We start from the raw sequence: 11,876 nt of genomic DNA, 5'->3' as shown, positions 1-11,876 counted from the left end.
GGGACACCAGGCATAGTCCTGCGGTTTTTCTTTTATATGAACGTAACCCACATCGTCTGGGATGTGGCAGATGGGCGTATTCTTCGCCCTTATCAACAGGAATTAAAATGAGCGAAAGCTTTGCAGAACTCTTTGAAGAAAGCCTAAAAACCCTGAATCTTCAGGCAGGCTCCATCATCACCGCAGTCATCGTTGATATCGATTACCAAGCTGGTTGGGTAACCGTTCACGCTGGTTTGAAGTCTGAAGGCCTCATTCCGCTGGAACAGTTCCACAACGACGCTGGCGAACTGAACATCAACATTGGTGATGAAGTTCACGTTGCGCTGGACGCGGTCGAAGACGGCTTTGGCGAAACCAAACTGTCCCGTGAAAAAGCCAAGCGCGCTGAATGCTGGATTGTTCTGGAAGCAGCCTTCGCAGCCGAAGAAGTGGTCAAGGGCGTTATCAACGGTAAGGTTAAAGGCGGCTTCACTGTCGACGTTAACGGCATCCGTGCGTTCCTGCCAGGTTCTCTGGTTGACGTCCGTCCAGTGCGCGACACCACGCACCTGGAAGGCAAAGAGCTCGAATTCAAGGTCATCAAACTCGACCAGAAACGCAACAACGTTGTCGTTTCCCGTCGTAGCGTCCTCGAAGCCGAGAACTCCGCTGAGCGCGAAGCTCTGCTGGAATCCTTGCAAGAAGGTCAGCAAGTCAAAGGTATCGTCAAAAACCTCACCGATTACGGCGCATTCGTCGATCTGGGTGGCGTCGATGGCCTGCTGCACATTACCGACATGGCTTGGAAGCGTATCAAGCATCCTTCCGAAATCGTCAACGTTGGCGACGAGATCGATGTCAAGGTTCTGAAGTACGATCGCGAACGCAATCGTGTTTCCCTGGGCCTCAAGCAACTGGGCGAAGACCCATGGGTTGCTATCAAGGCACGTTACCCAGAAAGCACTCGCGTTACCGCGCGTGTAACCAACCTGACCGACTACGGCTGCTTCGCTGAGCTGGAAGAAGGCGTGGAAGGCCTGGTACACGTTTCCGAAATGGACTGGACCAACAAAAACATCCACCCTTCGAAAGTCGTACAAGTCGGCGACGAAGTGGAAGTTATGGTTCTGGACATCGACGAAGAGCGTCGTCGTATCTCCCTCGGCATCAAACAGTGCAAATCTAACCCATGGGAAGATTTCTCTGGCCAGTTCAACAAGGGCGATAAAATCTCCGGCACCATCAAGTCGATCACCGATTTCGGTATCTTCATTGGTCTGGACGGCGGCATCGACGGCCTGGTTCACCTGTCCGACATCTCCTGGAACGAAGTGGGCGAAGAAGCCGTACGTCGCTTCAAGAAGGGTGACGAGCTCGACACCGTCATCCTGTCTGTTGATCCAGAGCGTGAGCGTATCTCCCTGGGTATCAAGCAGCTGGAAAGCGATCCGTTCTCCGAGTACGTTCAAGAGAACGACAAAGGCGCAATCGTTAAAGGCATCGTGAAAGAAGTTGACGCTAAAGGCGCCATCATCACTTTGGCTACCGATATCGAAGCTACTCTGAAAGCCTCCGAAATCAGCCGTGACCGCATCGAAGATGCGCGTAACGTTCTGAAAGAAGGCGAAGAAGTTGAAGCCAAGATCATCAGCGTTGACCGCAAGAGCCGTGTAATCCAGCTGTCTATCAAGTCGAAAGACGTTGAAGACGAGAAAGAAGCTATCCAAAGCCTGCGCGACAAGCCAGCGACTTCGGAACCAGCTGCTGGTCCTACCACTCTGGGCGACCTGTTGCGCGCACAAATGGAAAAACAGAACTAAGTTCTGTCAGACCATAGAAAAAGGGCGACTTCGGTCGCCCTTTTTTGTGCCTGAGATTTGACCTCCTCCGTGAGCCATCAGGCGCACACCGCCCGGCTGCGCCCACATATATTGCGCGGACCCTGTAGGAGCCGTGCTTGCTCGCGATGAACGATGACTCGGTTTGCCTGATGCGTCGCGCCGCCTGCATCGCGAACAGCTCTACTCCTACAAAAAAAATAATATATTTCAATGAGTTATTTCTAGCTCCCCTCCCCCCCCCGCCGGCGTCTTCGACGCAGCGTTGTCACCCGACTCTTCCCACAGGCACCTAATTGCTCAAATCCCTTAACTGACTGGCATTACCTGATCGGGTGCTTTTTTTGTGCGCCGGAATTTTCTGCACCGCCACAGATCCCACAAAGACAACGCGGAACCTGTGGGAGCCGGGCTTGCCCGCGATGAGGCCGGCACAGGCAACGCAGATTTCAGACAAAAATAAACCGGCCGATTGGCCTAATGCTGGTCAGTTAAGGTCATTTATGTGAGGAATGCTTCGGGCTGTTCGTCGAGTCAGAACAGGGCGTCCAGATCCGACTTCTCCTTAACTGACTGGCATTAGCAACTGCTCCCTCGTTTATGTCGAAATGCGCGTTCACGGATCGACGAGGGCTATACCTACCGTGCGGGTACAGCCGCGATTAATCGGCTGTACGCAACCCTCAAGGAGCTGCCGCAGGTTCGGGCGGCGTTCGGACAATCTTTTGATCTTTTGGGGCTTACTCAATGCATCCTGCGAACTGATCAATCCTCCATTCAGGGTTAGGCTAGGCTTTGACTTAAAACAAGCAACAGCGGGGTAGGGAGCCCAGCATAAGGAAATACATGAACAAGCTCATTTTCATAATGGCAGTGCTGGTCCTGGCAGGCTGTACAACCAACACCAAAACCCACGTAGTGCGTGGGGTAAGTGGTATAGAGATCGACTGTTCAGGGCTCGGCTCGGGTTGGGAAAAATGCTACAAGCGGGCTGCTCGTGAGTGTAAGGCGCAAGGTTACAAAGTTGTCACCAAGTCCAGCGATGCCAAAGAAGAAGCCGAGGACTATCCCTTTGGCTGGAATCCAGCCGGCTATCTGTCGCGTCGCATGCTGGTAATCTGTCGATGAGCGGCAAAATTTCGTGCCTCCAGAATACAAAGCCTAAACTTTTTGCTTCGATAAATGTCGCGTCTCTCGGTCTGTGCGTGGTATCTCAAGCGCCGTGCAGATAAGTCAATACGTGGGCTGTTCAAAATCCTCCGGGCATGCTAAAACCTTTGAAGCGCTGATCTAGCTGCTTGAAAAAGAAGGGAAAAATATGACGAAGTCGGAGTTGATCGAACGAATTGTCACCCATCAAGGGCTGCTCTCATCCAAGGATGTCGAGCTGGCCATCAAGACTATGCTTGAACAAATGTCCCAGTGCCTGGCTACCGGTGATCGTATCGAAATCCGTGGCTTTGGTAGCTTCTCCTTGCACTACCGCGCACCGCGCGTAGGTCGCAACCCAAAAACCGGTCAGTCCGTTAGCCTGGACGGCAAATTCGTTCCCCACTTCAAGCCGGGCAAAGAGCTCCGGGATCGGGTGAATGAGGACGAGGAGGAGGGAATTTGATAGCGTCGGCTCAAGGAGCAATTAATGCGTAATCTGAAACGCGTACTCCTCGTGGTAGCTGTTCTCTTGCTAGTGTTGGCGATTTTGGCTTTTGTGCTTGAGAACCAGCAATCGGTTTCCTTGCTGTTCCTTGGTTGGGCCGGGCCGCAGTTGCCTGTATCAGTTGTCGCCGTAGCTGCGTTGTTGATAGGGATGCTGATTGGTCCCTTGATCGGCTGGTTTGTCAGCCGCACCGCACGAGTGCGACGCAAGCGCTTGGTCTGATTGCGACAAGGCTGGGGGCGCATATCGAACTTTTCATGCGTTGATTGTCTATATCCGTTAGTAAATCCTTCTTTAAACTGTAAAATGCTGCGCCTGTCTGAGCAGCCGGAGATGCCATAAGGTGTCTCGATACTGGCACGGACGGGACACTCGTCAGAGGCTACGGCTAATACGATAGCTTTTGCATTCATGGATTAGACAGCGCTCGGTATGCAGCCTTGTCAGCAACTCAAGGGTATGGTCCTCGCGTGAAAATTCTAGTAACCGGCGGCGCTGGATTTATTGGTTCTGCAGTCATTCGCCACATCATCTCCAATACTGCAGATTCCGTAATCAATCTGGATAAGCTTACTTACGCCGGTAACCTTGAGTCATTGGCTGAAGTGGATCAGAGCGATCGTTATATTTTCGAACGCGTGGATATCTGCGACCGGGACCAGGTTGACCGTGTGCTCCGTGAGCATCAGCCGGACGCCATCATGCATCTGGCGGCCGAGTCTCACGTAGATCGCTCGATCTCCGGCCCTTCCGAATTCATCCAGACCAACATCATCGGGACTTACACGCTGCTGGAGGCTGCTCGCCACTACTGGAGCGCCCTGGATGATGAGCGGAAAGCCAATTTCCGCTTCCACCATATTTCGACCGACGAAGTCTACGGTGACCTGGAGGGGCCGGAAGACCTCTTCACCGAAACCACGCCCTACCAGCCAAGCTCACCGTATTCGGCCAGTAAAGCCAGTTCCGATCATTTGGTTCGTGCCTGGAGCCGTACGTATGGCTTGCCAACCCTGGTCACCAATTGCTCGAACAACTACGGCCCATGCCATTTCCCTGAGAAGCTGATCCCGCTGATCATTCTCAATGCGCTGGAAGGCAAGCCACTGCCAGTTTACGGCAAAGGTAATCAGGTACGTGATTGGCTCTACGTCGAAGATCACGCTCGCGCTCTGTACAAGGTCGTAACCGAAGGCGTGATCGGCGAGACCTACAACATTGGCGGTCACAACGAAAAGCAGAATATTGAAGTGGTGCATACCCTTTGCGCGCTGCTTGATGAGTTGCGTCCGGACTCCGTGCATTGCCCACATGCAAGCTTGATCACCTACGTTCAAGACCGCCCAGGTCACGACCAGCGCTACGCAATCGATGCCAGCAAAATTCAGCGTGAGTTGGGTTGGGTGCCTGAAGAGACCTTCGAGACCGGGATACGCAAAACCGTCGAGTGGTACCTCGAGAACACTGAATGGGTTGCTCACGTGAAAAGCGGCAGCTATCAACAGTGGATTGATAAAAACTACGCCGACCGTTCAAGCAAAGCATGAAAATCCTTCTGCTTGGAAAGAACGGCCAGGTCGGTTGGGAGCTACAGCGCTCCCTTGCACCACTCGGAGAGGTCACTGCTCTTGACCGTCAAACGGTCGATGGGCTGTGTGGCGACTTGTCCGACCTTGACTCACTGCGAGCAACGATTCGTCAGGTCAAACCAGACATTATCGTCAACGCCGCAGCTTACACCGCAGTGGATAAAGCCGAATCAGAGCCTGAGCTTGCAACTCGCGTAAATGCCCTGGCAAGCCAGGTCATGGCCGAAGAAGCATTGTCCTTTGATGCCTGGCTGATTCACTACTCCACCGACTACGTGTTCAGCGGCAGTGGGCAAACGCCATGGCAAGAAGATGATGTCGTCGCGCCAGTGAATCACTACGGCGCGAGCAAGCTCGCTGGCGAGCAGGCCATTACCGCTTCGGGCTGCAAACACCTGATCTTTCGCACCAGCTGGGTCTACGGCGCTCGGGGCAATAATTTTGCCAAGACCATGCTGCGTCTTGCCAAGGACCGGGAAACGTTGAGCGTCATTGCCGATCAGATGGGTGCACCCACCGGTGCAGACCTGATCGCAGACGTAACAGCCTTGGCTATTCAGCAGGTCGTTAAACGCCCTGAGCTGGGGGGCGTGTATCACTTGGCGGCCGGCGGCGAAGTCTCATGGCACGGCTATGCTAGTCATATAATAGATTTTGCGCGGGCCAAGGGTGAGAAGTTAGCCGTGGTTGAGATTACTCCCATAGAAACGGTGGCTTATCCGACACCCGCCCGCCGACCTCTGAATTCAAGATTGGATACTCAGAAGCTGCGTGACAATTTTTCTCTGCATTTGCCGGATTGGCAAAGTGGCGTAACCCGAATGCTTATGGAAGTTCTAAATAAATGATCAACATGACAAATCGTAAAGGCATCATCCTCGCAGGAGGCTCGGGAACGCGTTTGCACCCGTTGACCCTCGGCGTGTCCAAGCAGATGCTGCCGATCTACGACAAGCCGATGATCTTTTATCCGCTGTCGGTGCTGATGCTTGCGGGCATGCGTGAAATTCTGATCATCTCCACCCCTGAAGACTTGCCGTGCTTCCGCAAGCTGCTGGGTGATGGGAGCCTGTACGGCATCCAGCTGACTTACGCCGAACAGCCTAGCCCGGACGGCCTGGCGCAAGCGTTCATCATCGGCGAAGAGTTCATCGGCAAGGATCCATGCTGTCTGATTCTCGGCGATAATATCTTCTACGGTCAGCACTTCTCCGACAATCTGCGCTCAGCCACTACCCAGCAACATGGCGCTACAGTGTTTGGTTATCACGTTTCCGATCCAGAGCGTTTTGGCGTGGTTGAGTTTGATGCATCGGGCCGCGCCCTGAGCATTGAAGAGAAACCGCTCAAGCCGAAATCCAATTACGCAGTGACTGGTTTGTACTTTTACGATAACCAGGTCGTTGAGATAGCGAAGAACATCACACCATCCGACCGGGGTGAGTTGGAAATAACCGACGTCAACCGTGCTTATCTGGAACAGGGCACTCTTAACGTCGAAATGCTGGGTCGCGGTTTCGCCTGGTTGGACACGGGGACCCATGACTCTCTGCTCGAAGCCAGTCATTTCGTGCATACGATCGAAAAGCGTCAGGGGCTAAAAGTTGCCTGCCTTGAAGAGATTGCGTTTAATAACGGATGGATCACCGTCGAACACCTGAGCCTTCAGGCTGACCGATTGAAAAAAACCGGCTATGGACAGTATTTGCACAACCTTGCGCAGACGGCCCTCGACTTGGGTCAATGATGTCGATGATGACAAATTGCAATAGTTGGGAATGTGCGGCGCCAGTGAATATATCCTACTGTGTCAATCTGGCCTGATAGCACAATGTTCTATGCTTGAAATACATTTCACAATTTAGACGCTGTGCTTGCCAGCGGAGGGTGGTTTCACACTCCGAGCTATTTTAACGCGCGAGCATGATCCTCTCGGTAAATGGTACGAAAGTGCATGTGACGGCGAGGAACTGAATTGGCGAATATGTTTGATTAAAGTTTACATAATCAAATTAGGACCTCATCGATAGCATTGATAGGTTGCGAAAATAAATAAGAGGTCAGCTGTTTATGCAAAATAGTCCCGTAGACCCTGGCGCCCGGCAGGAGATAGATTTCGGTGGGGTTCTCAAATTGTTGTGGGAACAAAAATGGCTGGCGATCGGTGTTGCGGCAGTCACTACCACGCTTGCAGCCGTCTACGCGTTCACGAGCACGCCGGTCTATGAGGCGCGAGCTTATGTGATACCGCCGACACAAAATAAAATTGCAAATTTTAACTACGGTCGAACCAAAGAGTCAGGACTCCTGCCGTTCAGTGTCAAGGATGTCTACAGTGTTTTTGTCCTGAATTTGCAGGCCGAGTCATTGCGACGCAATTTTTACGAAGAAAAGTATCTCCCGATGCTGAGCAGCAGCGAACGCGAAGGGTCGCAGGATCTGCTGTATTCAGAGTTTACAAAGAAAATTGTTGTAGTACCGCCAAGTAAGGATGTGTCGGACCGCTATTTGGTTGTCGCTCAAAGCAGTGATCCAGAGCGTGCAACGGAGTGGGTTGAGACCTATGTCAGACGCGCAGGCGAGCTCGCAGAAAACGAGATGATTAAAAACGTATCGCGTGAAGCTGAAGTACGAGCCCGCAACCTAGATTCGCAAATTGATACGTTGCGCGAAACAGGGAAAAAGAATCGCGAAGACTCGCTCACCAAGTTGCGCGAGGCGTTGCGAGTTGCAGACGCGATCAATCTGGAAAAGCCCCCGATAATCACGGGCAACCCTTCCGTAGAAATTGCGGGCAGCATGGAAGGACAGCTGATTTATATGCGCGGGACCAAGGCGCTCAACGCCGAGATAAAAAACCTGGAGGCTCGGATTTCTGATGATCCTTTTATAAGCGGCCTCAGAGATCTTCAAGCTAAATACAGCTTTTACATGAAGCTTGAGACAAGGCCTCAAGATGTAGCTGTTTACCGCTTCGATGGCGTGGTGGAGCACCCTGACAGACCGGTCAAACCAAATAAATCATTGATAATTTTGCTTGGATTGATCGGCGGCCTGGTTCTCGGCGGCGCAGTGGCGGTGTCTTACCAAATCTTCGCCAGAAGAGAGAGAGTCCGCTAGATATTGCTGGTCGGCGTCAAGCTTGTCTGGCCGTGACGAGCAATAATATTGGGCGCACTGGTCGACATGAAGTGCGCCCTTTGCATCTGTGGGGCTGTCGCTACCTGCTGTAGCGGCGAAGGCTGCAAGTGGTCTGGCGAATCCCCCCATCAGGGTTCGCAAACGTATAATCCCAGCGCGGGGATAATAGATCATCGGTTTTTGTAGTGAGTGCCGTTGCGGGTAGAGTGTTGAAAAAAAAATCTGCAGGGTTACGTTTGGAGAACGGTTTCTGCACCTGTGTCACGTTTTTGCCTGCCAACGGGTGGGAGTTCGAGCCCATGTGACGGCAAACGAGAGTGGGTTCGGTTTTAGTGAAAGTGTTCGGCTTTCATCGACATTGCATGTGCAGGGCTGATCCCATGGAAGCGACCATTTGTGATATGTGTATGGATATGAACATTCATGATGCGACGAGCGACTCAAACGCTCCTCGAGAACAGACCTGGTATCTGGTCCAATGCAAGCCTCGCCAGGATGGACGTGCGGAGGAGCACTTGATTCGCCAAGGCTATCAATGCTCCCGACCTACCTGTCGCCGTGAAAAAACGGTGCGCGGGCAGCGCCAGTGGCTGACCGAATCTCTTTTTCCGGGCTATCTGTTCATCAATCTGCCTGACAACGCAAATTGGGTCCCTTTGCGGTCGACTCGAGGTGTTAGCAAGGTGGTTGGTTTTGGTGGTAGGCCTTTGCCAGTCAGTGACTCGCTCATCGTCGAACTCCAGCACCGCTCGGCACAAGCTTCTACATCAACGGCAAACGTCGATGATAAACTGGGCGTTCACGGCAGTGCTTTTCCTGAACTGGACGTCATTTTCATGACGTCGGATGTAGATAAGCGCGCACTGCTCTTCATAGATTTCGTTACTCGCCAGCAGACCTGTCGTAAAAACGGACGGGTGGCAGGTTCCATAAAGCGCTGATGCCCACATTTCAAAGAATGCCGGGAGCGCTTGACATAGCGGTACACATCGTCCTCAGGAAGCTGACGTCAAATCCTGGGGCGGTAGCGTGTTTGAAATCCTTCAAGTGCTGGTGCGGTTCAAGATCTTATAAAAGTTATCATCGATAAACTAAGCTCATCAGCATGAACTAATTTCAATTTCTCATAAGCGTTGGTAAAAAAATGCCCTTAAAAGTACTTTCTGTATTTGGAACCAGGCCAGAAGCAATAAAGATGGCTCCTCTCGCGTTGGCGCTCGCAGAGGACGGACGTTTCGAGTCGAAAGTTTGCGTCACCGCTCAACACAGGCAGATGCTGGATCAAGTGCTGGACCTGTTTGCCTTAACACCCAAATATGATCTGAACATTATGCAACCCGGGCAGGATCTGAATGCGGTGACAACCGCGATCTTGCAGGGTATGAAAAACGTATTCGATGATTTCAAACCCGATATCGTTTTGGTTCACGGCGATACTGCCACGACCTTTGCGACTGCTCTGGCCGCCTACTACCAGCAAATTCCTGTCGCTCACGTTGAAGCAGGCTTGAGAACAGGAAATCTTTATTCCCCCTGGCCGGAGGAAGGCAATCGCAAGCTGACCGGTGCGCTGGCTGCACTTCATTTTGCCCCGACAGAAAATTCCGAGCGCAACCTTCTCAAAGAAGGCGTCAATCCAGAATCCGTGCATGTAACTGGTAACACGGTTATTGACGCCTTACTCGATGTTGTGAAGAAGCTGGAAGAGTCGAGTTCATTGAAAGCCAGTCTGGAAAAGCAGTTTTCGTTCATCCGAAGCGGAAAAAAAATGATCCTGGTGACCGGGCATCGCCGCGAAAGTTTTGGGGGCGGATTTGAACGTATCTGTCACGCGCTGGTGGATACGGCCAAAGCATTTCCCGATGTGGAAATTGTTTACCCCGTGCATCTGAATCCTAATGTCAGAGAGCCTATCAACAGGCTGTTGTCAGGTATCGACAACATTCACTTGATTGAGCCGCTGGACTATTTGCCGTTCGTATATTTGATGAATCAGTCATTTATCATTCTGACGGACTCCGGCGGAATCCAGGAAGAGGCCCCATCACTCGGAAAGCCAGTGCTTGTCATGCGAGAGACAACCGAGCGTCCGGAAGCCGTCGAGGCAGGCACCGTAAAGCTGGTTGGCACCGAAAGACATACAATAGCTCAGCACCTGGAGCTACTGCTTACAGATACAGCCGCCTACGAAAGCATGAGCTTTGCTCATAATCCGTACGGTGATGGCAAAGCCTGCCAACGTATAATCGAAGTGTTGGCTGACTACACCGTCGCTGTAAAAAATTAATATATCGGAATCGGGAGATTTTAACTCCCAGGAATTGAAGGGCGGGCATCGTGTTTAAGACTATTTCAGTTATCGGTTTGGGGTACATCGGTTTACCTACTGCTGCCGTTTTCGCATCGCGAAAAATCAAGGTGGTTGGGGTGGACGTGAACAAGCTCGCTGTAGATACCATCAACAAAGGTATGATTCATATCGTTGAGCCGGATCTCGATATTGTGGTTCATGCCGCAGTAACAGAGGGCTACCTGCGTGCAACCCAGACCCCAGAGCCAGCTGATGCGTTTCTGATCGCTGTGCCAACCCCATTCAAGGGCGACCATGAGCCTGATCTTTCGTACATCGAGTCGGCGTGCAGGGCTATTGCTCCGGTACTGAAGACCGGCGACCTGGTTATTCTGGAATCCACCTCGCCAGTTGGTGCGACGGAACAAGTGGCAGATTGGTTAGCTGAAATGCGCACCGACCTTACTTTCCCGCAAACCCATGGAGAGTCGTCCGATATCCGTGTTGCTCACTGTCCTGAGCGCGTCTTGCCTGGGCATGTGCTGCGAGAGCTGGTACAGAATGATCGTGTAATTGGTGGGATGACCGCCAAATGCTCCGAGAGTGCGACTAAACTTTATAAGTTGTTTGTGGAAGGCGAGTGCGTAATCACGAACGCCCGAACAGCAGAAATGTGCAAACTTACCGAAAACAGCTTTCGGGATGTGAACATTGCGTTTGCCAACGAACTTTCGATGATCTGCGATAAGCTAAATATCAACGTCTGGGAATTGATTCGATTGGCGAATCGCCATCCGAGGGTGAATATTCTTCAACCCGGCCCGGGCGTCGGTGGGCACTGCATTGCTGTAGACCCGTGGTTCATCGTGAGTAAAACCCCTGAAGAAGCCAGAATTATTCGCTGTGCACGCGAAGTGAACGATGCAAAGCCTGAATGGGTAATAAATAAGGTCAAGCTGGCCGTTGCGGAATATCTGCAATCCAATCCAGAAAAAACAGCAAAAGAAGTCACAGTGGCGTGTTTCGGACTCGCCTTTAAACCCGATATCGACGATCTGCGCGAAAGTCCTGCGATCGCGATCACCAAACGCATCGCTCACGAACACCCAGGGCGTGTATTTGCAGTAGAACCTAACATATCGGAGCTGCCGGCTGCACTCGGCGAAGTTGTGGAATTCAAAACGGTAGAAGACGCGTTGAGCGAAGCTACCATTGTGTTGATGCTGGTTGACCATAAGGTGTTCAAAGAATTGCCTCCTGCTCGCTTGAGTGCAATTAAACTGATTGATACGCGCGGTATCTGGAGTAAGTAAAGTAGGACGTTGTCATGGTTTTGTTGTAGCGACGTGATGATTATTGGTTCGCTGTAACAATTTCAA

The 11,876-nt window shown here is 51.9% G+C and carries 11 protein-coding genes; all 11 read left to right on the top strand.

Going from position 1 to position 11,876, the window contains the following annotated elements; genetic code table 11:
• Positions 1 to 107: 107 nt before the first annotated feature.
• Positions 108 to 1,802, top strand: coding sequence for a 30S ribosomal protein S1 (gene rpsA, locus ACZYSM_RS13755; protein WP_489072031.1), 1,695 nt, complete (start codon positions 108 to 110; stop codon positions 1,800 to 1,802).
• Positions 1,803 to 2,666: 864 nt separating this feature from the next.
• On the top strand, positions 2,667 to 2,948 hold the full coding sequence (locus tag ACZYSM_RS13750) for a hypothetical protein (RefSeq protein WP_489072029.1): 282 nt from the start codon (positions 2,667 to 2,669) through the stop codon (positions 2,946 to 2,948).
• A 190-nt stretch (positions 2,949 to 3,138) separates the two neighbouring features.
• The gene (gene ihfB, locus ACZYSM_RS13745; protein ID WP_065886416.1) at positions 3,139 to 3,435 is read left to right on the top strand and encodes an integration host factor subunit beta; all 297 of its coding nucleotides are present in this window, start codon (positions 3,139 to 3,141) and stop codon (positions 3,433 to 3,435) included.
• Between the two features lie 24 nt (positions 3,436 to 3,459).
• Positions 3,460 to 3,699, top strand: coding sequence for a LapA family protein (locus ACZYSM_RS13740; protein ID WP_489072028.1), 240 nt, complete (start codon positions 3,460 to 3,462; stop codon positions 3,697 to 3,699).
• A 248-nt stretch (positions 3,700 to 3,947) separates the two neighbouring features.
• A complete protein-coding gene (gene rfbB / locus ACZYSM_RS13735) occupies positions 3,948 to 5,024 on the top strand; it encodes a dTDP-glucose 4,6-dehydratase (protein WP_489072027.1) in 1,077 nt (358 codons plus the stop codon).
• Positions 5,021 to 5,914 carry a dTDP-4-dehydrorhamnose reductase gene (gene rfbD / locus ACZYSM_RS13730; RefSeq protein WP_489072026.1) on the top strand — a complete coding sequence of 298 codons (894 nt, stop codon included), beginning with the start codon at positions 5,021 to 5,023 and terminating at the stop codon, positions 5,912 to 5,914. The genes rfbB and rfbD overlap by 4 nt, the downstream gene beginning before the upstream one ends.
• On the top strand, positions 5,914 to 6,813 hold the full coding sequence (rfbA, locus tag ACZYSM_RS13725) for a glucose-1-phosphate thymidylyltransferase RfbA (protein ID WP_489072126.1): 900 nt from the start codon (positions 5,914 to 5,916) through the stop codon (positions 6,811 to 6,813). Before rfbD ends, rfbA begins: the two co-directional genes overlap by 1 nt.
• Positions 6,814 to 7,136: 323 nt before the next feature.
• Positions 7,137 to 8,186, top strand: coding sequence for an LPS O-antigen chain length determinant protein WzzB (locus tag ACZYSM_RS13720; protein ID WP_489072025.1), 1,050 nt, complete (start codon positions 7,137 to 7,139; stop codon positions 8,184 to 8,186).
• Between the two features lie 401 nt (positions 8,187 to 8,587).
• The gene (locus tag ACZYSM_RS13715) at positions 8,588 to 9,148 is read left to right on the top strand and encodes a transcriptional activator RfaH (RefSeq protein WP_489072024.1); all 561 of its coding nucleotides are present in this window, start codon (positions 8,588 to 8,590) and stop codon (positions 9,146 to 9,148) included.
• 203 nt (positions 9,149 to 9,351) lie between these two features.
• Positions 9,352 to 10,494 carry a non-hydrolyzing UDP-N-acetylglucosamine 2-epimerase gene (gene wecB / locus ACZYSM_RS13710; protein ID WP_489072023.1) on the top strand — a complete coding sequence of 381 codons (1,143 nt, stop codon included), beginning with the start codon at positions 9,352 to 9,354 and terminating at the stop codon, positions 10,492 to 10,494.
• A 47-nt stretch (positions 10,495 to 10,541) separates the two neighbouring features.
• Positions 10,542 to 11,810, top strand: coding sequence for a UDP-N-acetyl-D-mannosamine dehydrogenase (wecC, locus tag ACZYSM_RS13705; RefSeq protein WP_489072125.1), 1,269 nt, complete (start codon positions 10,542 to 10,544; stop codon positions 11,808 to 11,810).
• Positions 11,811 to 11,876: the final 66 nt, after the last annotated feature.

This window comes from Pseudomonas sp. F220, assembly GCF_057813935.1.
Note: the sequence above shows the minus strand (reverse complement) of the source record. Positions and strands in the feature narration are given on the sequence as shown.

What these genes read in the sequence shown, in the direction of transcription:
- rfbD (WP_489072026.1), top strand. Translation starts at nt 5,021, where the DNA reads ATGAAAATCCTTCTGCTTGGAAAGAACGGCCAGGTCGGTTGGGAGCTA.
- rpsA (WP_489072031.1), top strand. Translation starts at nt 108, where the DNA reads ATGAGCGAAAGCTTTGCAGAACTCTTTGAAGAAAGCCTAAAAACCCTG.
- ACZYSM_RS13720 (WP_489072025.1), top strand. Translation starts at nt 7,137, where the DNA reads ATGCAAAATAGTCCCGTAGACCCTGGCGCCCGGCAGGAGATAGATTTC.
- ACZYSM_RS13750 (WP_489072029.1), top strand. Translation starts at nt 2,667, where the DNA reads ATGAACAAGCTCATTTTCATAATGGCAGTGCTGGTCCTGGCAGGCTGT.
- ACZYSM_RS13740 (WP_489072028.1), top strand. Translation starts at nt 3,460, where the DNA reads ATGCGTAATCTGAAACGCGTACTCCTCGTGGTAGCTGTTCTCTTGCTA.
- ihfB (WP_065886416.1), top strand. Translation starts at nt 3,139, where the DNA reads ATGACGAAGTCGGAGTTGATCGAACGAATTGTCACCCATCAAGGGCTG.
- ACZYSM_RS13715 (WP_489072024.1), top strand. Translation starts at nt 8,588, where the DNA reads ATGGAAGCGACCATTTGTGATATGTGTATGGATATGAACATTCATGAT.
- wecB (WP_489072023.1), top strand. Translation starts at nt 9,352, where the DNA reads ATGCCCTTAAAAGTACTTTCTGTATTTGGAACCAGGCCAGAAGCAATA.